23 protein-coding genes are annotated in these 25186 nt (G+C 63.9%); 12 read left to right on the top strand and 11 right to left on the bottom strand.

Annotation, left to right across the window (positions count from 1 at the left end):
* Window positions 1–780: a succinate dehydrogenase iron-sulfur subunit gene (locus IVB05_RS19775; RefSeq protein ID WP_247786271.1), complete on the top strand. Its 780-nt coding sequence runs from the start codon at window positions 1–3 to the stop codon at window positions 778–780.
* 210 nt (window positions 781–990) lie between these two features.
* On the opposite strand, the gene IVB05_RS19770 is transcribed toward IVB05_RS19775, so the two are convergent.
* The 4 genes from IVB05_RS19770 to IVB05_RS19755 form a co-directional block, all read right to left on the bottom strand.
* On the bottom strand, window positions 991–2142 hold the full coding sequence (locus tag IVB05_RS19770) for a hypothetical protein (RefSeq protein WP_247786270.1): 1152 nt from the start codon (window positions 2140–2142) through the stop codon (window positions 991–993).
* 477 nt (window positions 2143–2619) lie between these two features.
* Window positions 2620–3954, bottom strand: a complete 1335-nt coding sequence (locus IVB05_RS19765) for a S41 family peptidase (protein ID WP_247786269.1) — start codon at window positions 3952–3954, stop codon at window positions 2620–2622.
* A 217-nt stretch (window positions 3955–4171) separates the two neighbouring features.
* Window positions 4172–5335 (bottom strand): NADH:flavin oxidoreductase/NADH oxidase, encoded by a 1164-nt coding sequence (locus IVB05_RS19760; protein WP_247786268.1) that lies wholly within the window; start codon window positions 5333–5335, stop codon window positions 4172–4174.
* Window positions 5336–5393: 58 nt separating this feature from the next.
* Complete coding sequence (locus IVB05_RS19755) at window positions 5394–5693, bottom strand: hypothetical protein (RefSeq protein ID WP_247786267.1); 300 nt, start codon at window positions 5691–5693, stop codon at window positions 5394–5396.
* Window positions 5694–5816: 123 nt separating this feature from the next.
* Here IVB05_RS19755 and IVB05_RS19750 point away from each other — a divergent pair, with 123 nt between their 5' ends.
* Window positions 5817–6443, top strand: a complete 627-nt coding sequence (locus IVB05_RS19750; RefSeq protein ID WP_247786266.1) for an HAD family phosphatase — start codon at window positions 5817–5819, stop codon at window positions 6441–6443.
* 7 nt (window positions 6444–6450) lie between these two features.
* On the opposite strand, the gene IVB05_RS19745 is transcribed toward IVB05_RS19750, so the two are convergent.
* Genes IVB05_RS19745 through IVB05_RS19735 form a run of 3 tightly spaced genes read right to left on the bottom strand, consistent with a single transcriptional unit; the run spans window position 6451 to window position 9632 of the window.
* A complete protein-coding gene (locus IVB05_RS19745; RefSeq protein ID WP_247786265.1) occupies window positions 6451–7230 on the bottom strand; it encodes a hypothetical protein in 780 nt (259 codons plus the stop codon).
* Window positions 7231–7260: 30 nt separating this feature from the next.
* The gene (locus IVB05_RS19740; protein WP_247786264.1) at window positions 7261–7845 is read right to left on the bottom strand and encodes a hypothetical protein; all 585 of its coding nucleotides are present in this window, start codon (window positions 7843–7845) and stop codon (window positions 7261–7263) included.
* A gap of 17 nt (window positions 7846–7862) precedes the next feature.
* The gene (locus tag IVB05_RS19735) at window positions 7863–9632 is read right to left on the bottom strand and encodes a hypothetical protein (RefSeq protein ID WP_247786263.1); all 1770 of its coding nucleotides are present in this window, start codon (window positions 9630–9632) and stop codon (window positions 7863–7865) included.
* A gap of 473 nt (window positions 9633–10105) precedes the next feature.
* On the opposite strand from IVB05_RS19735, the gene glp reads away from it, so the two are divergent.
* The 4 genes from glp (at window position 10106) to IVB05_RS19715 (ending at window position 13218) form a co-directional block, all read left to right on the top strand.
* Complete coding sequence (glp, locus tag IVB05_RS19730; protein WP_247786262.1) at window positions 10106–11317, top strand: gephyrin-like molybdotransferase Glp; 1212 nt, start codon at window positions 10106–10108, stop codon at window positions 11315–11317.
* Between the two features lie 211 nt (window positions 11318–11528).
* Window positions 11529–12230 carry a transcriptional repressor LexA gene (lexA, locus tag IVB05_RS19725; RefSeq protein WP_247786261.1) on the top strand — a complete coding sequence of 234 codons (702 nt, stop codon included), beginning with the start codon at window positions 11529–11531 and terminating at the stop codon, window positions 12228–12230.
* A gap of 250 nt (window positions 12231–12480) precedes the next feature.
* The gene (locus tag IVB05_RS19720) at window positions 12481–12897 is read left to right on the top strand and encodes a hypothetical protein (RefSeq protein ID WP_247786260.1); all 417 of its coding nucleotides are present in this window, start codon (window positions 12481–12483) and stop codon (window positions 12895–12897) included.
* A gap of 39 nt (window positions 12898–12936) precedes the next feature.
* Window positions 12937–13218 (top strand): hypothetical protein, encoded by a 282-nt coding sequence (locus IVB05_RS19715; RefSeq protein ID WP_247786259.1) that lies wholly within the window; start codon window positions 12937–12939, stop codon window positions 13216–13218.
* A 110-nt stretch (window positions 13219–13328) separates the two neighbouring features.
* Here the strand turns inward: IVB05_RS19715 and IVB05_RS19710 are convergent, their stop codons facing one another.
* A complete protein-coding gene (locus tag IVB05_RS19710) occupies window positions 13329–15626 on the bottom strand; it encodes a ComEC/Rec2 family competence protein (RefSeq protein ID WP_247786258.1) in 2298 nt (765 codons plus the stop codon).
* Window positions 15627–15779: 153 nt separating this feature from the next.
* Here IVB05_RS19710 and IVB05_RS19705 point away from each other — a divergent pair, with 153 nt between their 5' ends.
* Entirely contained in the window at window positions 15780–16037 is a 258-nt protein-coding gene (locus IVB05_RS19705) for a hypothetical protein (protein WP_247786257.1), read from the top strand.
* A 111-nt stretch (window positions 16038–16148) separates the two neighbouring features.
* Here the strand turns inward: IVB05_RS19705 and IVB05_RS19700 are convergent, their stop codons facing one another.
* Window positions 16149–16511, bottom strand: coding sequence for an SPW repeat protein (locus IVB05_RS19700; protein WP_247786256.1), 363 nt, complete (start codon window positions 16509–16511; stop codon window positions 16149–16151).
* Window positions 16512–16774: 263 nt separating this feature from the next.
* On the opposite strand from IVB05_RS19700, the gene IVB05_RS19695 reads away from it, so the two are divergent.
* The 3 genes from IVB05_RS19695 to IVB05_RS19685 all read left to right on the top strand — a co-directional run bounded on the left by IVB05_RS19695 (window position 16775) and on the right by IVB05_RS19685 (window position 19802).
* Window positions 16775–16957: a hypothetical protein gene (locus IVB05_RS19695; protein WP_212419094.1), complete on the top strand. Its 183-nt coding sequence runs from the start codon at window positions 16775–16777 to the stop codon at window positions 16955–16957.
* A gap of 114 nt (window positions 16958–17071) precedes the next feature.
* Window positions 17072–18502, top strand: coding sequence for a type I glutamate--ammonia ligase (gene glnA / locus IVB05_RS19690; RefSeq protein WP_247786255.1), 1431 nt, complete (start codon window positions 17072–17074; stop codon window positions 18500–18502).
* A 130-nt stretch (window positions 18503–18632) separates the two neighbouring features.
* Window positions 18633–19802, top strand: coding sequence for a saccharopine dehydrogenase NADP-binding domain-containing protein (locus IVB05_RS19685; RefSeq protein ID WP_247786254.1), 1170 nt, complete (start codon window positions 18633–18635; stop codon window positions 19800–19802).
* 97 nt (window positions 19803–19899) lie between these two features.
* On the opposite strand, the gene IVB05_RS19680 is transcribed toward IVB05_RS19685, so the two are convergent.
* On the bottom strand, window positions 19900–20454 hold the full coding sequence (locus IVB05_RS19680; protein ID WP_346771868.1) for a nuclear transport factor 2 family protein: 555 nt from the start codon (window positions 20452–20454) through the stop codon (window positions 19900–19902).
* Between the two features lie 15 nt (window positions 20455–20469).
* Window positions 20470–22152 carry a glutamine--tRNA ligase/YqeY domain fusion protein gene (locus IVB05_RS19675; RefSeq protein ID WP_247786253.1) on the bottom strand — a complete coding sequence of 561 codons (1683 nt, stop codon included), beginning with the start codon at window positions 22150–22152 and terminating at the stop codon, window positions 20470–20472.
* 142 nt (window positions 22153–22294) lie between these two features.
* Between IVB05_RS19675 and gltX the strand changes: the two genes are divergently transcribed.
* Both gltX and gltA read left to right on the top strand, forming a co-directional pair.
* Window positions 22295–23719 carry a glutamate--tRNA ligase gene (gene gltX, locus IVB05_RS19670; RefSeq protein WP_247786252.1) on the top strand — a complete coding sequence of 475 codons (1425 nt, stop codon included), beginning with the start codon at window positions 22295–22297 and terminating at the stop codon, window positions 23717–23719.
* Between the two features lie 159 nt (window positions 23720–23878).
* Window positions 23879–25183 (top strand): citrate synthase, encoded by a 1305-nt coding sequence (gene gltA, locus IVB05_RS19665; RefSeq protein ID WP_247786251.1) that lies wholly within the window; start codon window positions 23879–23881, stop codon window positions 25181–25183.
* Window positions 25184–25186: the final 3 nt, after the last annotated feature.

The following is a 25186-nucleotide window of genomic DNA, read 5'->3' as shown; positions in this document are numbered from 1 at the left end:
ATGGTACAATTCACGCTTCCCAAGAGCTCGAAGATCACCACAGGCAAGATGTGGGGTCGGCCGGCTGGCGCGCGGAACCCACGCGAGTACCGCGTCTATCGCTGGAATCCCGACGACGGGAAGAACCCGCGCATGGACACCTACTTCGTCGATCTCGACGATTGCGGGCCGATGGTGCTCGACGCGCTGATCTGGATCAAGAACGTCATCGATCCGACCCTCACCTTCCGTCGCTCATGCGGTGAGGGCATCTGCGGCTCGTGCTCGATGAACATCGACGGCACCAACACTCTCGCCTGCACCATGGCGACGGACGAGATCAAGGGCGTGGTCCAGATCTATCCGCTGCCGCATCTGCCGGTAATCAAGGATCTCGTTCCCGATCTCAGCAACTTCTACGCCCAGTACGCTTCGATCGAGCCGTGGCTCAAGACCGTCACACCGATGCCGGAAAAGGAATGGAAGCAATCGCCCAACGACCGCGCCAAGCTCGACGGCCTCTACGAATGCATTCTCTGCGCTTGCTGCAGTACCGGGTGTCCCAGCTATTGGTGGACCAGCGAGCGCTTCCTCGGGCCGGCCACCCTGCTGCAAGCGCACCGCTGGATCATGGACAGCCGCGACGAGGCGAGCGGCGAGCGGCTCGATAATCTTGAGGACCCGTTCCGGCTCTACCGCTGCCACACCATCATGAATTGCGCCAAGGTCTGCCCGAAAGACCTCAACCCCGCCAAGGCCATCGCGGAGATCAAAAAGATGCTCGTCGAGCGACAAATGTGACCGCACTGCGTGTCCTTGGTCTAGATTTCGAGGTCGGCGGTCGTAGATGCGGCGATCGACATTTCGAGATCGAATTGCGATGACAGTGCATTTTAGCTAATGCGTCGCGCCTTGGTACGCATCAAGCAAGTAGCGGGGATAAACCGGATGTCGCTTCCGACTACGCTCCTTGAGCTACGGCGGACAAGTCGCTCATCCGTGCTCCGCTCGCTAGAGTCGCGCCTTCTCTGCGAGCGGAATCCGAAAAGTCCTGAAGCCCGCGATATCGGGAAACCACTCTGCTGCTTCGCGCGATGCCAGCGTCAGAATCGCGGCCGGGACTTCGCCGCTGATCAGGCGGTCTATCGCGCCGGCCTGTCCTTCGCTGAACTGGACTTCGGCTGCTCCTGCCGCCATGAACGCGGCGCTGACACGTCCGCTCGATGCGGATTGCTTCGCCTCGATCGCAATGTTCTTGTTGTTCAGGTCGGATAATGAATTGATCTCCGGACGCGCCAGGACAAGCGCCACCAGATTGTCTGACTTGCCTGTCGATCCGGATGCCGTCTTGCCGGCATCGTTGGCGTCAATGGGTTCTATCTCGGGATTATCAGATATGCCGGCCGGCTCCCGCTGCACCGTGATCGCCGTGACGCGATCGGCCATTCCGGTGGCTTCCACGACCTGCTGCTGAATTGTGCGGGGCGCCAAAGCGGGAGCAGCGGCAGCCGCGGCAGGTATCGCTGCGATCTCAAGCGTGGCAGGTGGCACGGTAATCTCCGATTTGGCCGGCGGCGGTGCGGCGGCCTCGGACTTGACCTCGGACTTGGGGGCCTCTGTGGGCTGCGGCGCGGCGATGGAGGCTGCTTGCGCCGGTTCCGGCCTGTCGGAGCTTTGCAATTTACGCTCCGGCTCCTGAGTTCCTGCGACGGGCTTTTCTACGGCCTTTTCTTGAGTCGCTGTCGCCGCCGCTGCCGGAACTTCCTTCCGGATTGCTGGATATGCGGGATTGGGAGCCGCGGCCTTCCTGGTGTTCGGCGCCTTGATGTTCTTGGCGTTCGACGTCTTGGCGTTCGACGCCGCGATGCCGGCGCGCGGTGCCGGGCGGGGAACCGGTGCGGGCTGCCTTGCCACGCGTGGGCGGGCCGCGTGTTCAACTCTTTCGATTTCGGCCTCGGCGGGGACCACGACGCTGGTCTCGCGTTCCTCGCGGTGTCGCGCAGACAATGCCTGATCGGACCAGGCCATATAGGACTGGCACGCCCTGTTGCACGGCAGCCCATCGATATAAACGACGCCAGGTGAATCGAGCGGATTTGCTTGCAGGGTTCCACTCGAACAGAGGAACAAGATCAGGATCAGCAACGGCCATTTTCTCGACATAGCTACTCCGTTCGAACGCGCATGGAGTGGGAACCGGACGCGTGAAAGATCACGCCGGAGCTACGATTGGATGGGGATGAGGTTTCAAAAAAGGTGGTCTTGATCCGGATCGCTGCAGGCGCCTTGACGACGCCGTTTCGCTGCCGAGCCAGAGATTGTCGGACCGCATGAGCGCAGCGATGCGGGGATAGACCATCGCGCCTCACGCACCATCGTCATCATCCGCGAAAGCGGATGATCCAGTATTCCAGAGACGGTAGCGATTGACCGAGAGGCCGCGGCGTACTGGATACCCGCCTTCGCGGGTATGATGAGGGTACGTGCAGCGATAGGGCTGCATCGTCATTGCGGGCGAAGCGAAGCAATCCATACTTCAATACGGGGATAGATGGATTGCTTCGTCGCTTCGCTCCTCGCAATGACGTGGCGGGCATCTAGCCCAAATTTCACCGGCTCAATCCACTCGGCGTAACGTTCTCAGTTCGGCACCGCCCGCTTCGCCGCCGCCGGCGCGTTCGCGTTCACCGTCACGCCGCGCAGCAGGTTGAACGCCGCGTTCAGCGCCTTGTCGTCCTTCTCGTTCGGCGGGACCCAGGCTTGCGAGCCGGTCTGCTCGGCGCCGTCGGCGGCGAGGTGGCCGCGCATCGAGGCTTCGCCCTTCAGCTCAGAACGGGTCTTGAGTTCATCCGGCACGTCCTGCAGCACCTCGATGTCGGGGGCGATGCCCTGGGCCTGGATCGAGCGGCCCGACGGGGTGAAGTAGCGCGCGGTGGTCAGCGCCAGCGCGCCATTGCCTGATCCGAGCGGGATGATGGTCTGCACCGAGCCCTTGCCGAAGGTACGCGTCCCGATCAGGGTGGCGCGCTTGTGGTCGCGCAGTGCGCCGGCCACGATCTCGGAGGCGGAAGCCGAGCCGCCGTTGATCAGCACGACCAGCGGCTTGCCCTTGGTGATGTCGCCGCCGCGCGCGGTGAAGCGCTGGGTTTCCTCCGAGGTTCTGCCGCGCGTCGAAACCACCTCGCCCCTTGTCATGAAGGCGCTCGACACGGAAACGGCCTGGTCGAGCAACCCGCCGGGATTGTTGCGGAGATCGACGACATAGCCCGCGAGCTTGTCGGCCGGGATTTCCTTGGCGATGCTGGCAATGGCCTTTTTCAGGCCATCGGTGGTCTGCTCGTTAAAGCGGGTGATCCTGATGTAGCCGATGTCGCCGCTGTCGGTCTTGTGGCGGACCGGCCGCACCCGGATGATCTCGCGCACGATGGCAACATCGATCGGCGCGGCGGAACCCTTGCGCGCGACCTTGAGCCGGATCTTGCTGTTGGCGGGGCCCTTCATCCGGCTCACCGCCTGTTCCAGCGTCATGCCCTGGATCGCCTCGTCGTCGATCTGGGTGATCACGTCGCCCGACAGCATACCGGCCTTGGCCGCGGGCGTATCGTCGATCGGCGTGACCACCTTGACGAGGCCGTCTTCCATCGTGACCTCGATGCCGAGCCCGCCGAACTCGCCATGGGTGGTCTCCTGCATGTCGCTCCAGCCCTTCTCATTCATGTAGCGCGAATGAGGATCGAGCGCAGAGATCATGCCGTTGATGGCGCCTTCCATCAGCTTGGAATCGTCGGGCTTCTCGACGTAGCTGGTCTTGATCCGCTCGAACACGTTGCCGAACAAATTGAGCTGGGTGTAAGCGTCGGAACGCGCCGCGGCCTTTGCCGCCGCCACCAGACTAGCCCCCTGCGGTCCCACCACGAGAACGGTCAGACACGCACCCGTAACCGTGCCGAGAAGAAAGGCAAAATTCCTGCGCATTATGGGGCGTCCCTCTTGGCTAACGGACGCCCGCGATTTCAGTGAATCGGCGCCCCTGTCCCGGCGCAACCAACTCACAATGGCTTTTTGGTCGGATCAAGGCACGCCGGCCCGGACCACTACGGCCTTATCAAGAGGCAGCAAAGCCGAGGCTCTGGACTCTTGTTTTGACGCGTTTTCTTGACGCGAACCGGTGTCCACTTCGCTCGAAAACGCTCTAATCGGCTTCCTGCAGCCCGTTTTGCCAGGTGGAGGGCCGGGTTCCAAAACCGCGCTTGGCGCGGGTGCCCAGCCAGTAGCCGAATTGCGGCGGAACGTTGCGGAACGGGCCCTCCACGCCGAGCTTGAGCGCGGCGTCCATCGGCCAATTGGGATTGTTGAGGATTTCGCGGCCCACCGCGATCAAATCGGCCTGGCGCTCGCGCAGGATCTGCTCGGCCTGGTCGCCATGGATGATGAGACCGACCGCCATCGTCATGATGTCGGCATGGCGCTTGACGTATTCCGACAGCGGCACCTGGTAGCCAAATTTGATTTCCTTGCCCAGGATCGGCGCCATCTCGGTGATGCCGCCGGAGGAACAGTCGATGACGTCGACGCCCCTGGCTTTGAGGATCCTTGCCAGCCGCACGCTCTGCTCCGGCCCCCATCCGGCATTGTCCTCGACCGAGAGGCGGACGAACAGCGGCTTGTGGTCGGGCCAGTACGTGCGCACGGCTTCCGCGATTTCCGTGATGAAACGCATGCGGTTGGCTTCGGAGCCGCCATATTCGTCGCTGCGCTGGTTGGAGCGTTCGGAAAGGAACTCGTGCACGAGATAGCCGTGCGCGCCGTGCAGCTCCAGCACCTCGAAACCCGCTTCATGGGCGCGCCGCGCGGCCTGCCCCCAGGCCTCGATCAGATCCTTCACCTCGCGCGTTTCCAGCGCCCTCGGCACCGGCCATTTCTCGCTATGGGCAATCGCGCTCGGCGCCACCGGCTGCCATGCCTCCCAATCTTCGATGTCAGGCGTCCGCTCAAGCGGACGGTCGCCCTCCCACGGCCTTGTCGCGCGCGCCTTGCGGCCGGAATGGCCGAGCTGAATGCCGGCGACTGAATTCTGCTGCCTGATGAATTTGACGAGGCGGCCCAGCGGCTCGACGAACTTGTCGTCCCAGATGCCGAGATCGCCGACCGTGCCGCAGCCGCGCCGCTCGACCTTGGTCGATTCCACCACGACGAGGCCCGCGCCCCCGGCGGCGAACTTGCCGGCATTCATCAGGTGCCAGTCGGTCGGAAAACCTTTCTGTGCCGAATATTGATGCATCGGCGGCACCACGATGCGGTTCTTCAGCGTAACGCCGCGGATCGTCATCGGGGAAAACAGCAGCGTTTCCGTCATCTGTGGTTTCCTCGCCTGCGGACATCATTGTCCCGGCATCACGCCGGGAAGTGTCTTCTTACTTTGCGGCGCCCTCGGCGGATTTGGCCTTCGGCTTGGCCGGCGGCGCCTTGGCCGCCGCTTTCGGCGGCGCACTGTCGCTGCGCACGGTGCCCCAGGGGTCCGTCTTCTGTTGTTCCGGTATGTTGCCGAGCGACCTCCGATAGGCCCGCTCGGCGTCCTTCTCGGCCGCGATTTCCGCAGGCGTCTTGGGCTTGTCCTCCTCGCCATATCTGGCAGGACCTTTTTGGGCCGCAGCGGGTCCAGCGAATAACGCGATTACGGCGACGGCGCCCAGAATTCTCCCAACGGCTTGCATTCGACTACTCCCTGAAATAGGCCCCAAGCCTTAGCATAGCTCGTGCACCGGCTTAAGCGCCGGATCGGGCCGAAATCAGTCCAGCCCGTTGCCCATGCCTGACCAGTTTTGTAAACGATTGCCATGAATTTGCCGCCAGCGCCCTCCTCCGTCGACGTGTTGTTGTTCGACCTCGGCCGTGTCGTGCTCGACATCAGTTTCGACCAGGTGATGGCGAACTGGGCAGGGCACGCCGGCTGCGAGCCCGCCGACCTCGCCAGGCGTTTTGTCGTCAACGACAATTTCAAGCATCACGAGATCGGCCGGATCGACGACGCGGCGTTCTTTGCGAGCCTGCGCCAGTCGCTCGGCATCGGCCTCACCGACGCGCAGTTCCTGGAAGGCTGGAACGCGATCTTCACCGGCGAGATGCCGGGAATTGCGCCGCTGCTGGCCGGCGCAGCACAACGCCTGCCGCTTTATGCTTTTTCCAACACCAATCCGGCCCATGTCGCGCATTTCTCTCAGGCCTATGCCGACGTGCTCAGCCATTTCCGGCAGATTTTCCTGTCCTCGAGCATCGGTTTGCGCAAACCCGACGCCGAAGCCTATGATCATGTGGTAAAAGCCATCGGCGTGCCGGCGTCGCGGATCCTGTTCTTCGACGACTCGGCCGCCAATATCGAAGGTGCGCGGGCGCGCGGCCTTTGTACCATCCACGTGACATCGACGGATGACGTGGCAAGGACGCTTGCTGCGCTCAGGATCTAGCGGCCGTCTACCACCGGCCCTGAAGACGCAAGCTCTCGGCGAGGTCGCCACGAAAATGGTGCTGCCCGAGGTGCATCAGCTTGCATTGCAGATCGACCCAGATCTTGCCGCCGATATCGCGCCAGCGGCGGCAGAACGCGTAATCCTCCGACAAATAGCGACCTGAATCCGGATCGACCATGCAGTCGAAGAACAGCCAGTGCAGATGCGCCTGCGGATTCGGCGGGCCGTCCGGAACGTAATTCAGACCGGGGTATTTCTCCATCATCTGCAAGAATACATCCCGCTTGATGCACATGAAGCCGGTCGGCGCCTCCGCGACCTCGACGAAGCCGTCGGCGTCGGCATAGCTACTGACCCGCTCGGCGCCATGGCCGATCGGGTTGAAGGGGTATTCGGTATAGCGGTCCTCGAATTGCTGCCGCGTCGTGCCTGCCGGGAGGCCCTGTTCAGGCCAGTTGAAGTTCTTCATCGGATAGACACCGGCGGTGACGTCGCGGTCGATCAGCAAGAGGCGGCACACCGATTGCGGCGTGAAGGTGATGTCGGAATCGATCCAGAACAGGTGCGTCAGCGTTTCGTCGGACAGGAACTTGAGCAGCATCTTGTTGCGCGAACGGGTGATCAGGCTCTCCGAATGCATGTGCAGGATGCATTGCAGCCCGAACCGGTTGCAGTGATGGGTGAGCTCGAAGATGCTGGTGACGTAGTGCATGCTGACCGCCGAGATGTAGCACGGCGTCGCGAACATCACCTTCATCGATTTCAAGGCTTCGTCGGGTAACATTTTCCGTCGCTTGTTGGCTTGCGGGTCGGTCTATTTCGGCTGCTGGGTGTCGGCCGGCCTCTCCGTCGGCGTGGGCTTGATCGCGGGCGCGGACTTTGCAGCTGCTGGCTTGGTTCCGTTTGCAGGCGGCTGTTTTTGCGCAACCGGCGACCCGGGCGGTTCGGGTGCGGCAGGCCCGCTCGGTCCGATCGACACCGAGATGCCGAACAGTCGCCATTGCCCGTGCACCGGCGCGAACGCCAGTTCGAAATTGACCTGGGTCGGCACCGAGGGAAAGAAGCCCGCCATACGCATCAACCCGTTGGCCTCGATCTGCGGCAGCAAATTGAGCTGCGGATCGATCACCGCGACACCCGACAGATCGAGATTGTCGTTGCGCTGCTTGGCGAATATTTCGGCCAGCCGCGCCGCCGTATTGGTCTGGAAGCCGGGCGCGCCGAGGTCGCGCAGGACGGTGTAATTGCCGGTTTTGTTGGCCTGATCGAGCGCCAGCAGCGTCGAGCGGATCAGGATCATCACGCCGTTGCGATCGATCTGCGCGGGCTTCGGCGCTTGCTCGGGCGCCTGCTGCGCATGACCGCCGGACGTGCTTGCCGCCATCACAGCCGCAAGCATCAGAACCCGCCAGCGAACTACCACTGGAGTCCGATCGCGCTGCGCACGCCGACCACATTTCGCTCCATGCCAATGCCCGCACCGGCGTTGATGACAACCGCATAGTTCTTGTTGTCATACAGCAGCGCCGTCGCTCCCACGCCGAAGGCGTTGCTGCCCTGGAAGTTGCCGTAGCTTGCCGAAATGCCAAACCGGCGCCCCGCCTGCAGGGCCGGCGACGCACCGACGGCGAGCGCCAGCGCGGTGCCGGTACGCGCCTCGAGCCGGTTGTCGGTGACCTGAGATTGCAGCGAGGTTACCTGCGACTGCAGCGAGGTGAGGCTTTGAGGGTTGAAGGTGGTGGTCGCCAGATTGCCGTTGGCGTCGCTGGTGACGAACGAGGTCGGACCGGATTGTGCGGCAAGGCTCGTCGCCGAGGCGATGCCGGACATTTTATAGGTGCTCGTCGCCGTGCCAATTGCGACCTGGTTCGCCGCTGTTGTGGTCGCGCCGCTGCCGATCGCGGTCGAATTGGCGAATGTCGCCGTGGCGCCGGTGCCAAGGGCGGCCGAATTCGTTCCGGTCGCCACCGTGCCGTCGCCGAACGCGGCGCCACCATTGGAAGCCAACGCCCCGGCGCCGACAGCGATCGAACCGGTGGCGGTCGCGCCGTTGCCTATCGCAATCGAATTAACGCCGGTGGCGGCGGCCGTGTTGCCGACGGCGACCGCGCCGGTCGCGGTTGCCCGCGCACTGGCGCCCACCGCCGTGGCACCGGTGGCGCTGGCGACGCTGGCCTGGCCGATCGCGGTGGTGGCCGCGCCGGTGGCGTTGCTGCCTTCGCCGAAGGCGCTGGCGGTGGCACCGTTGGCGATGCTGCCCCGGCCGGTCGCGGTCGCGCTGACGCCATTCGCTTTGCTGAGTTGGCCGATCGCCGTCGCGTTGGTGCCGTTGGCGAAGGCACTCGTACCGGTCGCCGTCGCGTTCGCGCCAATTGCCGAACTAAAGGCCCCCGTCGTGGTGGCGAAGGCCCCGGTCGCGGTGCTGGAGCCGCCGGTCGCGGTGGCGAAATCGCCGGTCGCGGTAGTGCCCGCGCCCGTTGCCGTCGCGAAGTTACCGCCGGCGGTGCTGAACACCCCCGTCGCGGTGGCTTGAGCGCCGTTGGCGGTGCTGGCGTAGCCGGTCGCGGTCGTTTGAGAGCCGTTGGCATAGCTGCTCACGCCGGTCGCGGAAGCTTGATCGCCGTTGGCAAAGCTGCCCATGCCGGTCGCGGTCGCGGTGACACCGTTCGCAACACTGCCAGTGCCGGTCGCGGTGGCCAGGGCGCCGTTGGCCAGACTGGCCATGCCCGTTGCCGTGGCAGAAGCTCCGTTCGCCTGGCTGAAGTAACCGGTCGCCGTGGCGCTGCTCCCGTTCGCGTTGCTATTTGTGCCTGTCGCGGTCGCATCGACGCCGTTCGCGATGCTGAGCGTGCCCGTCGCGGTCGCCTGCGCACCGTTCGCGAAGCTGACCGCGCCCGTCGCGGTCGCATCGGCGCCGTTCGCGATGCTGAGCGCGCCCGTCGCGGTCGCGTTGCTGCCGTTCGCTGTGGCCACAGAGCCATACGCCGTTGCGAAGAAGCCCGTCGCATTCGCTCCCGACCCCACTGCGGTGGAGAAGGCACCTGTCGCCGCGGTGACGGTACAGCCCGCGCCGGTAATGTTGCCGCCGGTACCGGAAAAGCATTGAGCGAAGGCCGGCGAGACGCCGACCGCCGTCATCATCCCGGCCGCCGCCGCGAGGCTGCGCAAGGTCCCGCCGCAGAGCATGCTGCTCGCCAGCAGGCTCGCCCGGCGATCGGATGGAAGAATTACACCGGAAGCGCGCGGGGACGCAGAACCCGTTGCCGTAGCTATCGCCCCCGTCATCGTCCGCTCCGGCTTCGCGCGAAACCAGCTCGGGTGAGCCAGCCTGTGGCTGGCCAAAACTTTGGGCGCCCACACCTCAATCTCAGGGAACCCTACCCCAATCACAGATGCGAACAAATCGCTGACGCGGATTGAGACGATTCCCGCCTGACCTCGGGTGAGATTGCAGAATAATGTTGCTGTTCAGCAACATATCCCGGTGAGTTCAGGATAAAATTCAGACAGCGGATGAATTCCGAAACTGCGGTATCGGGCGCAAGCCTTCCGCGCCGCATTTTTGCCTCCGCTCGCGCTCTCCGATATGAAGGCGCGCGCGATCTCGTCGCCGGGCCGAACAGCTGAACAGACGCGCTTGCACCCGAGGAGAAGTGCCCGTGGCCTTGATGCCTGTCGCCGATGCACTTGCTGCGATCCTCAGCCGCGCCGAACCGTTGCCCGAGGAAATGATCGCGCTCGATGATGCCTTTCATCGTGTGCTGGCGCGCGACGTCGCGGCACGGCGGACGCAACCGCCGCAGGCGATGTCGGCGATGGACGGCTATGCGGTGCGCGCGGCGGATGCCGCCGATATCTCGGCACGGCTGAAGGTGATCGGCGAGGTCGCGGCCGGCCGCCCGTTCGAGCGCAAGGTAGGCCGAGGCGAAGCGGTGCGGATCTTCACCGGCGGCGTGATCCCTGATGGCGCCGACGCCGTCATCATCCAGGAAGACACCGGCGTCGACGGTGACCATATCAACATCACGGAAGCCGCCGTTTCCGGCCGACATATCCGGCCTGCCGGCGTCGATTTCCGCGAGGGTGACGTGCTGCTCACGCGCGGACGCCACCTCACCGACCGCGACCTGTCGCTCGCCGCCGGCATGAACTATCCGGAGCTTGCGGTGCACCGCCGCCCGAAGGTCGCGGTGCTTGCGACCGGTGACGAGCTGGTGATGCCGGGGTCGACCCCGGGCCCGGGCCAGATCGTCTACTCCAACGGCTACGGAATCCGTGCGCTGGCGCGCGCCGAGGACGCCGAGGTCGTCGATCTCGGAATCGCCGCCGACACGGTCGCCGCCACCGCGCAAGGCATCCGCCGTGCGCGCGAGCTTGAAGCAGATATCCTGATCACCATGGGCGGCGCCTCGGTCGGCGACCATGACCTCGTCAAGCGGTCGCTGGAGGCCGAGGGGACGACCATGGCGTTCTGGCGGATCGCGATGCGGCCGGGCAAGCCGATGATGCATGGCAGGCTGGGTGCGATGCGGGTGATCGGCCTGCCCGGCAATCCCGTCTCCTCCTATGTCTGCGGCTTCCTGTTTCTGGTGCCGTTGATTCGTGCATTATCGGGCCGCGACACCGTCCATCATCGGCGCGAAAGCGCCCTGCTGGGCCGCGATCTCGCTGCCAACGACCAGCGCGAAGACTATCTTCGGGCACGCCTCGAAGAGCGCGAAGACGGCACGCTGATCGCGGTGCCGGTGAACCACCAGGACTCATCGCTATTAGGGAATCTCGCTGCGGCACGGGCACTTGTGATACGTCCGCCGTTCGCGCCGGCTGCCGCGAAGGGTTCGCGGTGCGAGCTGCTCCGGCTGCCGGAATGACGCCTGAACTGCGCCTTTGAGGGTGTCTTCAGCCGAAGCCGCAATGCGTTCACCTGAAATTAAGTGGTTGCGGAACACATATCGAACATATAGTGTCCGTTCATGATTTGTTTCGACTGCTAGTGTCTATGGTTGGGAGTTTTGGGGACTCCCGCAATGGACCCTGGAGATTCGGGACCGAAAGACTGTACCAACCGGGGGAATGCTCGCGATGCTTACGCGCAAACAGTATGAACTTCTGCGTTTCATCAATGAACGGCTGAAGGAAGCCGGCGTACCGCCCTCCTTCGACGAGATGAAGGATGCGCTCGACCTGCGCTCGAAATCCGGAATTCACCGCCTCATTACGGCGCTGGAGGAGCGCGGCTTCATCCGCCGCCTGCCCAACCGCGCCCGCGCCATCGAAGTCATCAAGCTGCCGGAGCTGGCTGCCGCCGCTAACGGCCGCCGCGGCTTCACGCCGAGCGTCATCGAAGGCACGCTCGGCAAACGCTCCGTAAGCGCGCCGGCCAGCGAGGACGACGGCAATCGCCCGGTTGCCGTGCCCGTGATGGGCCGGATCGCCGCCGGTACGCCGATCGAGGCGCTGCAGACCCGCAGCCACACCATCAGCGTGCCGCCTGACATGCTCGGCTCCGGCGAGCATTACGCGCTCGAAGTGCGCGGCGATTCCATGGTGGACGCCGGCATTCTCGACGGCGACATGGCGCTGATCCAGCGCAACGAGACCGCCGACACCGGCGACATCGTGGTGGCGCTGATCGACGAGGAGGAAGCCACGCTAAAACGCTTCCGCCGCCGCGGCGCCTCGATCGCGCTGGAGCCCGCCAATGCCGCCTACGAAGTCCGCATCCTGCCGCCGAACCGGGTCCGGATTCAGGGCAAGCTGATCGGGCTGTACCGCAAATATTGACCTGCTGGATGCGGACGTGACTGCGACGGCAATCCCGCCCCGGCCTTTCGGCCGGGGTTTTTTGCTGCATGCCTGGAACAAAACTGCGTTAGCGCGTTTGTGATTTTGACGCAGTGCGCTAGCCGCAGAATTGCCCAGAAACAAGAAAAGGCTCTGCGCCAAGTCCGCTCTGAATATGTCCACTCTGATAGAGGCCTGTGCCTCCTTCTTGCAGACACGGGTCAGCTATCTCAAACGAGGGAGCCATCCGATGTGTGACTATAGCCTGCACGCTGTGGCGACGCGGCCTGCCAAGGTCGGCGAGACGCTGATCACCACGACATTCCGCGGTACATCGACCCGCGGCTTTGCGTCGGAACGCGAGCCTTCAGTGGCGGTCTGCATGCTTCCCGGCACCGAACTGGCGTTCGCCGAGGACGTCAAATACGACAACCGGTGGATCTGGACGCGAACCACCGACTGGCGGGTCGGCAAGTTCAACCAGATCGAACCCGAAGTGACCGATCGCCACCATGACGCGATCGAATTTCCGGACGGAAGCCATGTGCTGGTGACGCAGCTTTGCGAAGGCCAGCGCGCGACCGTACTGCAATTGCCGGTGACCGAGGGCGAACGTGCGGCAAAGGTGACGGAAGCGCCACCGGCCGAATCCATCGTGACCGGATAAACGACGCGCATGTGATCCGCCGGTTCAGGCCGGCGGATCATGGTGATATGGTTTTTTGAGAAACTAGGCGCCGAGGGGCAGTCGGTGGTCAACAAAGTCACATGGCAAAGAGCCGGACGCGTCACGGAGCCCGGACGGTACATGTTCCGGTACGGCTGGCTCACCATCACGGCCGAAGATCTCGCGATCTGGCGGCAATTCCCCGAGGCGTCGTTCACGCTGGTCAACCTGCCGTCGACCCCCGACGCGCCGGAGGAATTCCACCTCGGCGCATTCGAAATACCGGCCAGTCCCTCAAGCCCCCCGCTCGACGAGCACTGAAGTTCGTCTGGAGCCCTGGGGCTCCAGATTTTTGATTCGACGCGTTTTCTTGACGCGAACCGGTCTCCACCCCGGATCAAGTCCGGGGCAGGCTTTCGCTGGAAAACGCTCTATTCCTCCGCCTGAAGATCGGCCTCGGCCGGCGTGGCGTCGACCGCGCGCGGCGGCACGACGCGCGGCGCCAGAACGGCTGCGTCTGCTTCGCTCTCGTCCGCGATGGCCGGCGACCACGGGCGGTCGATCCCTCTGGGTTTGGCCGCCTCGACGACAAATCCGTCACGGCCTCGCCGCAGCGCCATCGCGCCCTGCCGCCGCAGCCGGTCGGCATCGATGACGGAAGCCGCGCAGGAAGCGGGCGCCTGCCGCAGCGTCACAATCAGCGCGGCGCGCTCGCAATCGTCCGAGAGTGCCTCGGGCCTGAGCGCCTGCGCGATCAGGGTGCCGCCGGCGGATTGCATCACGCAGCCAAAATCGTCGCATGAGACGCCTGATGTGAGCGACGCGTCAGCCGCCGTTCGGGCGTCCGCATCCGCCGCCAGCCACTCCTTCAGCAGGAAAGAATCCCGGGAGCCCTTTGCCGCATGCATCAGATGCAGCCGGCCGTCCTGCCCACGGACGCCGACATTGCGGCCATCGGCGGAAATCAGGATATCTGGCTGCGGCACCCTCGCCGCCCAGAGCGCCGCAACCACGACCAGTACGGCGCCCGACCAGCGCAGCGGCGTGCGCAACAGGCCGAGCAGGATGATGCCGAGGCTGGCCGCAATCAGCGGGCCGATGCCGAACGCCGGCACGCGGCCGACCGCGCCGGGCAAAGCCGCGACCCATTGCGTCACCGCGATCATCCAGTCGATGCCGACACCCATGATCGCCCAGAACAGGCGATCGAACCCGAACGGCATCGCGACGAGTCCGAGCAGGCCCGCCGGCATCACCAGCGCTGACACCACCGGCATCGCCGCGAGATTGGCGAGCACGCCGTAAGGCGTCACCCGGTGGAAGTGAAAGGCCGCGTACGGCATGGTCGCGAGCCCCGCCACCAATGAGGCCAGCAACAGCATCGTGATCTCGCGGCCACCCCACAGCGCCACGCGGGCGGTCGCGGTATGGTCCGGCGTCGCGAACAAACGCGGCATGCCGATCTGCACCAGGGCAACGAGGCCAAGCGTCGCCGCAAACGACATCTGAAAACTCGGATGCACCAGCGCCTCCGGCGCGACTGTCAGCACGATCAGGGCCGCGACCGCGAGCGTGCGAAACGTAATCGCCCGGCGATCGACCATGACCGCGATCAGCACCACGGCCGTCATGAAGAACGAGCGCTGCGTCGCGACCTCGGCGCCCGACAGCAACAGATAGAACGCGGCGGCGACCAGGGCTGCCGCAGCCGCCCATTTCTTGATGGCGTAGCCAACCGTGAGAACCGGAAACAGCGCCAGCAGCGCCCGCACCGCAAAGAACACGACGCCCGCGACGACGGCCATGTGATAGCCCGAGATTGAAAGGACATGGCCGAGACCGGAGATGAACATCGCGTCGTTCACCGGCGGCGAGATCGCGTCGCGCCGCCCGGTCAACAGCGCGGTTGCAATCGCGCGCTTGTCACCCTCCAGCGTGGTCCTGATCCGCGCGTCGATCGTATCGCGCAGGCCCTGCATGAACGCCGAATAGCGCAGGCGCAGCCCGCCGCCGGTAGCGGGCGGCTCCGCGGTCTTGATCGCGCCCATCACGAAGCCGGAGGCGCCGATGCCGGCAAAGAACATGTCGCGGCTGAAATCGTAGCTGCCCGGCCGCACCGGCGTGAGCGGCGGCAACAGCCGCGCCTTGAGCTCGACGAAGCTGCCGACCGCGGGCGCCGTGCCCTTCTTCACCGATAGCCGCACGCGCTCGAGCCTGGTCGTTCCGCGCGCGCTTTCCATGGTGACGACGCGCAGGACAAAGCGGTCGGTGCGCTCGCGGATGTCACGCGTTTCGACAAAGCCCGTCAACGATACCGAAAACATCGGCCGCGCCAGCACGCCATGCGCGACCCGCGCCGTCTTCCAGGTCGCGATCGCAAAGCCCGCGGCGACGGCGGCGATCATGACGGCGACAGGAAAGAATTTTTGCCGCCGCAACAGGACCGCGACCGCGCATAGCGCGATGCCCACGACGGCGGCCACCGACAGCACCGGCTCGTGATCGGCGGCGAAATAAAAGGCGATGCCGGTGCCGAATGCCACGGGCACCCAGGGCAGCAACCGCCCGGCGCCGGCTTCGGCACGCGCCCAAGCGCGCAGGGTTTCGATCAGCGGCGGCCAGAAAGCGGGACGCGACGGCGCAAAGCCGCCAATAGGCGCCACAGCGCGTGGCGGCCAGGTCCCGGCATAGCCCCGCTTCCGGCCCGAAATGTCGCCCTGCTCCGCCACCCCGGTCTACACCTTACGATCCCGTGGAGAGCACAAGACTACCGGACGGTGTATTGCGGCCGCTAGCGGAACGGATGCAGAAACCGGAAGAAATGCACATCGACCGGCGCTACACTGGGACATCCCAGGAATCGGACGAAGGTCGGACATCCCATGAAGCTTGCGGCCTGCATTTCGATTGCACTGGCGATAACGGGTCTGCCGTCCGCACTGGCAGCGGCCGAACAATGCCGCTTCATCGAGGCGAGGCTAGAGCGCGAGGCGTGCTACCAGCGCCAGGAAACGGCGCGCGCCGCGCGGCAGAAAGCCAGCGAGGCCCGGGAGGCGGAGCAGCAAAAGCCTTACGAGCCCATGACGCAGGAAGACGCCCAACTCGCAAAATCGCTGCGCAGCATTTGCCGGGGCTGCTAGCGGGTTCGTCGACGCCGCGACCTACTGCGCGATCAGTTCAAGACAACGCCCGTCGCGGCCGACCGCTATGCGATAGCGGTCAAGCCGACAGGGCGATCAACTTCCTCGTCCTCAGCCGGCGCCGTGATGCCAGCGATCGTGCCACCAAGTGCTGAAATCACGATCCGTCATCAGCTCCCAGACAGCAAACAGGATCACCAGTAGGCCCGACAACAAGCTGCTCACCGTCGCTGCGCCCGGCTCGTAGCCGACCGTCCACGGTGCGACCACCAGTGCCAGACCCAGAAGCATCTCTCCCCATTCCTCCAGGTAGGAAGGAATGACAAATGCCTCGACGGCAAACAGGATGACGCCCAACCCGAGTGCGATGGTTAGCCAGACCGCTGCCCCGGCCATGCCCAGGACAAACGGCGACGCGACCAGCCACGCACCCACTACCAGGCTGGCAACGTCCTGCCAGTGTTGAATGCGCATAATGCTCACCTCCCTTCCCCCATGGATATGGTGGTGCGGCACTGAAAGCGTATCCGTCCGGCCTGCGATGTGTTGCCGCTGCTCTTGCCCCCCGAGCCACCATCCAGTCCCGGCAGCCCGCCCGGAAAGCGCTCTTGAAAGCGCTCTTGCAAGTGCGCCGCAGCAGGATGCACACTGTGGGCGCTTGACGAGGTGTCAACGTCTACGGCTCTCGGCCCGACTGGAATTCACAGTTGCGCTCAGAACGAGAGGAGCATGACGCCATGCGAGAAATCGAAATCCACGACTATGCGCGGCAGTTGCTGGAAGCACATGGCGCCAAGGCCATTGCAGAAGCTGCCCAGAACGCCATCGAACTCGAGGCAAAAGGCGAGGTCGAACTGGCCAGAACCTGGCGGCATATCGAAGACGCCATGAAGCTCATGCGCGGGCCGCACCAAAGCTGAAGCTGCCGGCGCGGCCAGGCAGGACGTGGAGCAGGTTCCATCGCAATCCGCCTGGTCGCGGCTGAAGGGCAACCTGACCTCCAAGATGCGGCTCTCCATGACAGGAGTGAAGCCATGTTTCCGAACTGTGCGACAGCCGAAGATCTCGTGCAGGCGATCAAGGACGAGAAGGTGCAGATGATCGACCTGCGCTTCACCGATTTGCCGGGGGTGTGGCAACATTTTTCCGTGCCGCCGAGTGCAGCGAATGCCGATGCTCTCAGCGAAGGCATTGGATTCGACGGCTCATCGATCCGCGGCTTCCAGGAGATCCAGGAAAGCGACATGCTGGTCGTCCCCGACCCGACCACGGCCTTCCTCGACCCGTATTCTCCTGCATCGACCCTGGTCCTGACCTGCAACATCCGCGACCCGGTGACCGGTCAATCCTATAGCCGAGACCCTCGCTACATCGCCCAGAAGGCTGAAACCTACCTGAAGGGCACCGGCCGCGCCGATACCAGCTATTTCGGTCCTGAGGCGGAATTCTTCGTGTTCGACGAGGTGCGCTACGGACAGGGCATCAACCACGCCTTCCACGAAATCGATTCCAGCGAAGGCAGCTGGAACACCGGCAAGGAGGAAGCGCCTAATCTGGGCCACAAGCCGCGCCCAAAGGAGGGATATTTTCCCGTTCCCCCGACCGACAGCATGCAGGCGCTCCGCACCGAGATGGTGCTGACGATGGAACAGCTGGGCATCCAGATCGAAGCCCATCACCATGAAGTCGCGACCGGCGGCCAGAACGAGATCGACATGCGCTTCACTACGCTCACCCGCATGGCGGACAATCTGATGATCTACAAATACGTGGTCAAGAACACCGCCCGCGAGCACGGCATGACCGCAACGTTCATGCCGAAGCCGCTGTTCGAGGACAACGCCTCGGGCATGCACGTCCATCAGTCCCTATGGAAGGGCGAGACAAACCTGTTCTACGACAAGGCTGATTACGCCGAGCTGAGCGAGATGGGCCGTTACTACATCGGCGGGCTCCTGACCCACGCCTGGGCGCTGTGCGGGCTTTGCGCCCCCACCACCAACTCCTACCGGCGCCTGGTGCCGGGCTATGAGGCTCCGATCAACCTGGTCTATTCCCAGCGCAATCGCTCAGCCTGCTGCCGGATTCCGATGTATTCGCCGAACCCGCGGGCCAAGCGCGTCGAGTTTCGCTCGCCGGATCCCTCCTGCAATCCCTATCTCGCGTTCGCCGCGATGCTGATGGCCGGCCTTGACGGCATCAACAACAAGATCGACCCGGGCCGGCCGATCGACAAGAACCTTTATGACCTGCCGCCCGCCGAGGCAAAGGACGTGAAGTCGACGCCCGGGTCGCTGGATCAGGCGCTTGACGCGCTTGAGCGCGATCACGCGTTCCTGCTGCGCGGCGATGTATTCACCGGCGACGTGATCGAGACCTGGCTCGACTACAAGCGGAAGAAGGAAGTCGATGCCATCCGGCTGCGCCCTCATCCCTACGAATTTCACTTGTATTACGATATCTAGCCGCGTGGACTCATTAGCGTGTAGCCAAATTCGTATTGATGCGAGTTTGATGATGCGGCGCGCGGCCGTGTCCTGCGATTGCACACGGATCTGAAGATAGCTCTCCCGGGTCTCGAGGAGGACCAACGTCGTGAAGCGGGACTTCGACCTCATCGTCTATGGCGCAACGGGTTACACCGGCCGTCTCATCGCCGAATATCTGGCGACGTCCTATCGCGGCGACGATGCTCCATCCTGGGCGATCGCGGGACGCTCGACCGACAAGCTCAAGAAGGTGCGTGCCGACATCGGCGCACCCGACGATTTGCCTTTGGTCAAGGCGGATGCCGCCGAGCCGGCCAGCCTGCGTTCGATGTGCGAGCGTGCGGCCGTGATCATCACGGCGGTCGGGCCTTATCAGCTCCGCGGTCCCGAGCTTGTGGCGGCCTGCGCGGCCACGGGCACGGCCTATGTTGATCTGTGCGGCGAACCGGCCTGGATGCGGCGCATGATCGACGCCCATCACGAAGAGGCGAAACGGACCGGCGCGCGCATCGTCTTCTCGTGCGGCTTCGATTCCATCCCGTTCGATCTCGGCGTGCTCACGTTGCAGGAGAAGGCGCGCGAGAAATTCGAACGCCCGGCGCGGCGGGTCAAGGCTCGCCTGCGCAAGGTGAAAGGCGGCATGTCTGGCGGCACCGCGGCGAGCGCCGGGGCGACATTCGCCGCCGCCGTGCGCGACCCGGCCCTGATGCGGCTGCTGACCGATCCCTTCGCGTTGACGCCGGGGTTCACCGGGCCGTCTCAGCCGTCGGGCCTTGTTCCTGAATACGACCCGAGCCTGAACGCGTGGCTCGTCCCGTTCCCAATGGCGCCGATCAACACCAAGAACGTGCACCGCACGAATTTCCTGTTGGGTCATCCCTACGGCACGGACTTCGTTTACGACGAGATGATGGTCGCGCCGGGATTTGGGGAAATCGCTGGTGTGGCGACGCAGACGTTCGCCACGATGGTTTCCCTGGTCGCGACCGGCGCTCTCAAACCCGGCGCAGGCCCGACTAGGGAAGAGCGCGAGAAGGGCTTCTACGACATCCTCTTCATGGGCGAGTTGCCGGATGGCGGACGGGTCGAGGCGGTAGTCACGGGCGACCGCGATCCTGGCTACGGCTCGACCAGCAAGATGATCGCCGAGAGCGCTCTCTGCCTTGTGCGCGACGTGCAGGGAGAAGGCGGCACCTGGACGCCGGGCGCGCTGATGGGTCCGGCACTGCGCAAGCGTCTGAAGGAGCGCGCCGGCCTCACCTTCAGCGCGCGTTGAGGTAATGCTCAGAACTCCAAAGCGGACGTTCGCCAACGCCTCTGATTCTATGGGTTCACGCCCTAGCAGCGACCGCGTCAGCTGACGCACAACCGGCCTACGGCTCAATCAACGGGGTCTTGGACGAGACGTGATGGCTGACGATCTTCCATTCGCCGCCTTCGCGAATGATCACCCAGGTGATTTTGACTTGCAACGGCTCGGCATTCGCATCGACGACAAAGGTCGCGGTGCCGGCGACGTTGATCACGTCGGGCGCGGCATGCGCAGTCCTGACATCGGTGAATTGAACGGATGGTGAAGACCAGCGCGGCAGCGCCTCGAAATAAGCCTGCACACCATCATTGCCACGGTAGAAGGTCGGGTTCGAACCGAAAAAGAACGCGTTCCGCGAGTAAAGTGATGCGAGTGCGCTGGCATCCAGTTTGCTGAACGCCGTCGCCCATCTGCCCATGATGCCGGAGACGATGTCGTCGATCGCGCTGCGCTCAGATGATCCCATCGATACGGCCTCTCGGTCGACGCCTTGTGGAGAAATCGGGTGGGCAAAGCGACTTGTCCGCCGTAGCTCGAAGAGCGAAGGCGGAAGCGTGCCTGCCATCACGAGCACGGCGCGGAATGGTGGGCACGGCGCAAACGCGCCTTTGCCCACCCTACACGCCGTTGTTCAACCTTTCCCGCCGACTTCCTTTGCAAAGGTGTCGCGCAGGCCGATGGTGCGGTTGAACACCGGCTTGCCAGGCATCGAATCCTTGTCGCGCACGAAATAGCCCTGCCGTTCGAACTGCATCACCTCGCCCGAATTGTCCGCGGCCACCGAAGGTTCGATGCGCGCGTCAGGCAACACTTCCAGCGACTCCGGATTGAGGTCGGTAGCGAAATTCGCAGCGTTCGGGCTGGGGTTCGCGAAGAGCTGATTGTAGACGCGGATTTCCGCCGGCACCGACTGCGCGGCCGACAGCCAATGCATGGTGGCCTTGACCTTGCGGCCGTCGGGCGCGTTGCCGCCCTTGGTCGCGGGGTCGTAGGTGCAGCGGAGTTCGACGACTTCGCCCGCGTCGTTCTTGATCACGCCCGTGCATTTGACGAAATAGGCGTAGCGCAGCCGCACCTCGTTGCCCGGCGACAGGCGGAAGAATTTCTTCGGCGGGTTCTCCATGAAATCGTCGCGCTCGATAAAGAGCTCCCGGCCGAACGAAATTTTTCGCGTGCCCGCCTCCGGAGCGTCCGGATGATTGATGGCCTCGAGCTCCTCGACCTGGCCTTCCGGATAATTCTCGATCACGACCTTCAGCGGCCGCAACACCGCCATGCGCCGCTGCGCTGATTTGTTGAGGTGCTCGCGAATGCAAAACTCAAGCATGCCGACATCAACGACGCTGTTGGCTTTCGCGACCCCGATGCGCTTGACGAATTCGCGCACCGCTGCCGGCGGCACGCCGCGCCGCTTCAAGCCGGCAATGGTCGGCATGCGCGGGTCATCCCAGCCCGAGACGTGGCCGTCGCGGACGAGCTGCGTCAGCACGCGCTTCGACAGCAGCGTGTAGGTCAGGTTCAGCCGGGCGAATTCGTACTGGCGTGGTTTTGAGGGCACCGGCAGCTTGTCGAGCAGCCATTCATAGAGCGGCCGGTGGTCCTCGAATTCCAGCGTGCAGATCGAATGCGTGATGCCTTCGATGGCGTCCGACTGGCCATGAGCGTAGTCGTAGCTCGGATAGATCGACCATTTGGTGCCGGTGCGCGGGTGCTCGGCATGCAGGATGCGATAGAGCACGGGGTCGCGCAGGTTGATGTTGCCGGCGGCCATGTCGATCTTCGCTCGCAGCACGCGCGTGCCGTTCGGGAATTCACCCGCTTTCATGCGCCGGAAGAGGTCGAGGTTTTCCTCGACCGTGCGGTCGCGGAACGGCGAGTTCTTGCCGGGTTCCGTCAGCGTGCCGCGGTTGACGCGGATTTCCTCCTGCGACTGGTCGTCGACATAGGCCTGGCCGGCCTTGATCAGGCCTTCCGCCCAGTCATACAGGCGCTCGAAATAGTCGGAGGCGAAATAGAGATCGGTTCCCCAGTCATAGCCGAGCCAGTGCACGTCAGCCTGGATGGAATCGATATATTCCTGCTCTTCCTTGGTCGGGTTGGTGTCGTCGAAGCGCAGATGGCACTTTCCGGCAAATTCCTGCGCGATGCCGAAATTAAGGGCAATCGACTTGGCGTGGCCGATGTGCAGGTAGCCGTTCGGCTCCGGCGGGAATCGGGTCACGATCCGGCTGTGCTTTTTGGAGGAGAGATCGGCCTGGACGATGTCGCGGATGAAATCGCGCCCTGCTTCTGCCGTTACCGGTTCTGTGGTCATTCCGAGTTCCTGTTAGGGATTGGCGAACCTTCTGCCAAATTCGCCCTTGTGAGCCAAGCTTACTTTGCCAATGGCCAGGCTTTAGTTATGCAATGTTCCTGCTATACACCACCGCCAATTCACCCCTCAGCCCGCCCGGTAAATGACTGATCCCGTCGTCACACGCTTCGCCCCCTCGCCCACCGGCTTCCTCCACATCGGGGGCGCCCGCACCGCGCTGTTCAACTGGCTCTACGCCAGGAAAACCGGCGGCAAGATGCTGCTGCGGATCGAGGATACCGACCGCGAGCGCTCGACCGAGCCGGCCATTGCGGCCATCCTCGACGGGCTGAAATGGCTCGGGCTCGATTGGGACGGCGATGTCATCTACCAGTTCAGCCGCGCCGTCCGCCATCGCGAAGTGGCCGAGCAATTGCTCGCCAGCGGCAAGGCTTACCGCTGCTACGCCACCGCGGAGGAGCTGACCGCGATGCGCGAGAAAGCGCGCGCCGAGGGCCGCACCCGTCTCTATGACGGGCTGTGGCGGGACCGCGATCCGGCCCAGGCGCCTGAAGGCATGAAGCCGACCATCCGCCTGAAAGCGCCCCAGACCGGCGAGACCGTGATCGAGGACCAGGTTCAGGGCCGCGTGGTCTGGCAGAACGAGAACCTCGACGACCTCGTGCTGCTGCGTGGCGACGGCAACCCGACCTACATGCTGGCGGTGGTGGTCGACGACCACGACATGGGCGTCACCCACGTCATCCGCGGCGACGACCATCTGATCAACGCCGCGCGCCAGAAGCAGATCTACGACGCGCTCGGCTGGGACATCCCCAACATGTCCCACATCCCGCTGATCCACGGGCCCGACGGCTCGAAGCTTTCAAAACGCCACGGCGCGCTCGGCGTCGATGCCTACCGCGCGATGGGATACCTGCCGGCGGCGCTGCGCAATTACCTGGTCCGGCTCGGCTGGAGCCATGGCGACCAGGAAATCTTCTCGACGCAGGAAATGATCGACGCCTTCGATCTGCCCGCGATCGGGCGCTCCGCGGCGCGGTTCGATTTCGCGAAGCTGGAGAACCTCAACGGGCACTACATTCGCCAGGCTGATGACCGCGAGTTGGTGTCCCAGTTCGAGAGCGTGCTGGATTACGTCCCCGAAGGCGCCGAGCTGAAGGCAAAACTCAACGACGCCACCCGCGCGCAATTGCTGCGGGCGATGCCGAGCCTGAAGGAGCGCGCCAAGACCCTGATCGAGCTGATATCGGGCGCCTACTTCATCTTCGCCGACCGCCCGCTGGCGATCGAGCCAAAGGCAGCCGCGCTGCTGACGCCGGAGACCCGCATCCTGATCGGAAAACTCCTGATAGCGCTCGAGACCGTCACCGACTGGCGCGCCGAGACCACGGAAGCCGCCATGCGGAATTTCGCAGAGCAGAACAACCTCAAGCTCGGCGCCGTCGCCCAGCCACTCCGGGTGGCGCTGACCGGACGCACGACTTCGCCGGGTATTTTCGACGTTTTGGCGGTACTGGGGCGCGAGGAATGCCTGGCCCGTCTGGGCGATCAGGCGGCCAGCTAAGCCCCTACCATATGGGGGCCTGCGGCCATCTTGCAGTGCACAGGGCAATAAGCTACGCCTTTGGCGCCGCTTCTAGACAAGCCGGCTTCCCTTGCTGCCGTCGCGAAATGGCACCAGGGTCGGCGCGGTTTTTCGTAACGATTTCATCGGGGACTCGCGATGGACGCAAAATCCAGCAACAAGACTGCAACGCTCACGGTAGGTAACAAGACCTACGATTTCCCGATCCTCAGCGGCACGGTGGGGCCGGATGTCATCGACATCGCCAAGCTCTACGCCCAGGCCGGGATGTTCACCTACGACCCCGGTTTCACCTCCACCGGCAGCTGCCAGTCGAAGATCACCTATATCGACGGCGACGCAGGCATTCTCGAATACCGCGGCTACCCGATCGAGCAGCTCGCCGAAAAGGGCGACTTCCTCGAGACCTGCTACCTCCTGCTCTACGGGGAGCTTCCGACGCCTGCCCAGAAGCAGGATTTCGACAGCCGCGTGATCCATCACACCATGGTTCACGAACAGATGGCCCGCTTCTTCCAGGGTTTTCGCCGCGACGCCCATCCGATGGCGATCATGGTCGCCGCCGTCGGCGCGCTGGCCGCATTCTATCACGATAGCACCGACATCAACGATCCGAAGCAGCGCATGATCGCTTCCATGCGCATGATCGCGAAGGTGCCGACGCTGGCCGCGATGGCCTTCAAATACACCATCGGCCAGCCCTTCATGTATCCGAAGAACTCGCTCTCCTTTGCCGAGAACTTCCTGCACATGTGCTTCGCGGTGCCGTGCGAGGATTACAAGATCAATCCGGTGCTGGCTGACGCGCTCGACAAGATCTTCATCCTGCATGCCGACCACGAGCAGAATGCCTCGACCTCGACGGTGCGCATCGCCGGCTCTTCCGGCGCCAACCCGTTCGCCTGCATCGCCGCCGGCATCGCCTGCCTGTGGGGCCCGGCCCATGGCGGCGCCAACGAAGCCGCGCTTGCGATGCTCGCCGACATCGGTTCGGTCGACAAGATTCCGGAATTCATCGCCAAGGTGAAGGACAAGAACAGCGAAGTCCGCCTGATGGGCTTTGGCCACCGCGTCTACAAGAACTACGACCCCCGCGCCAAGATCATGCAGAAGATGTGTCACGCCGTGCTGGCCGAGACCGGCCATGGCGAGGACCCGATGCTGAAGGTGGCACTTGAGCTGGAAAAGATCGCGCTCTCCGACCAGTACTTCATCGACCGCAAGCTCTATCCGAACGTCGATTTCTATTCTGGCATCACGCTGAAGGCGATGGGCTTCCCGACCTCGATGTTCACCGTGCTGTTCGCGGTCGCCCGCACCGTCGGCTGGATCAGCCAGTGGAGCGAGATGATCGAGGACCCGCAGCAGAAGATCGGCCGTCCGCGCCAGCTCTACACCGGCGTCGCCCGCCGCGATTATGTCGCGATGGACAAGCGGAAGTAAGCG

The sequence above is a fragment of the Bradyrhizobium sp. 170 genome (assembly GCF_023101085.1).
Taxonomy (GTDB): domain Bacteria; phylum Pseudomonadota; class Alphaproteobacteria; order Rhizobiales; family Xanthobacteraceae; genus Bradyrhizobium.
Note: the sequence above shows the minus strand (reverse complement) of the source record. Positions and strands in the feature narration are given on the sequence as shown.

Coding starts and splice junctions, on each gene's coding strand:
- IVB05_RS19775 (WP_247786271.1), top strand. CDS start 1: ATGGTACAATTCACGCTTCCCAAGAGCTCGAAGATCACCACAGGCAAG.
- IVB05_RS19770 (WP_247786270.1), bottom strand. CDS start 2,142: ATGTCGAGAAAATGGCCGTTGCTGATCCTGATCTTGTTCCTCTGTTCG.
- IVB05_RS19765 (WP_247786269.1), bottom strand. CDS start 3,954: ATGCGCAGGAATTTTGCCTTTCTTCTCGGCACGGTTACGGGTGCGTGT.
- IVB05_RS19760 (WP_247786268.1), bottom strand. CDS start 5,335: ATGACGGAAACGCTGCTGTTTTCCCCGATGACGATCCGCGGCGTTACG.
- IVB05_RS19755 (WP_247786267.1), bottom strand. CDS start 5,693: ATGCAAGCCGTTGGGAGAATTCTGGGCGCCGTCGCCGTAATCGCGTTA.
- IVB05_RS19750 (WP_247786266.1), top strand. CDS start 5,817: ATGAATTTGCCGCCAGCGCCCTCCTCCGTCGACGTGTTGTTGTTCGAC.
- IVB05_RS19745 (WP_247786265.1), bottom strand. CDS start 7,230: ATGTTACCCGACGAAGCCTTGAAATCGATGAAGGTGATGTTCGCGACG.
- IVB05_RS19740 (WP_247786264.1), bottom strand. CDS start 7,845: ATGCTTGCGGCTGTGATGGCGGCAAGCACGTCCGGCGGTCATGCGCAG.
- IVB05_RS19735 (WP_247786263.1), bottom strand. CDS start 9,632: ATGCTCTGCGGCGGGACCTTGCGCAGCCTCGCGGCGGCGGCCGGGATG.
- lexA (WP_247786261.1), top strand. CDS start 11,529: ATGCTTACGCGCAAACAGTATGAACTTCTGCGTTTCATCAATGAACGG.
- IVB05_RS19720 (WP_247786260.1), top strand. CDS start 12,481: ATGTGTGACTATAGCCTGCACGCTGTGGCGACGCGGCCTGCCAAGGTC.
- IVB05_RS19715 (WP_247786259.1), top strand. CDS start 12,937: ATGGTGATATGGTTTTTTGAGAAACTAGGCGCCGAGGGGCAGTCGGTG.
- IVB05_RS19705 (WP_247786257.1), top strand. CDS start 15,780: ATGAAGCTTGCGGCCTGCATTTCGATTGCACTGGCGATAACGGGTCTG.
- IVB05_RS19700 (WP_247786256.1), bottom strand. CDS start 16,511: ATGCGCATTCAACACTGGCAGGACGTTGCCAGCCTGGTAGTGGGTGCG.
- IVB05_RS19695 (WP_212419094.1), top strand. CDS start 16,775: ATGCGAGAAATCGAAATCCACGACTATGCGCGGCAGTTGCTGGAAGCA.
- glnA (WP_247786255.1), top strand. CDS start 17,072: ATGTTTCCGAACTGTGCGACAGCCGAAGATCTCGTGCAGGCGATCAAG.
- IVB05_RS19675 (WP_247786253.1), bottom strand. CDS start 22,152: ATGACCACAGAACCGGTAACGGCAGAAGCAGGGCGCGATTTCATCCGC.
- gltX (WP_247786252.1), top strand. CDS start 22,295: ATGACTGATCCCGTCGTCACACGCTTCGCCCCCTCGCCCACCGGCTTC.
- gltA (WP_247786251.1), top strand. CDS start 23,879: ATGGACGCAAAATCCAGCAACAAGACTGCAACGCTCACGGTAGGTAAC.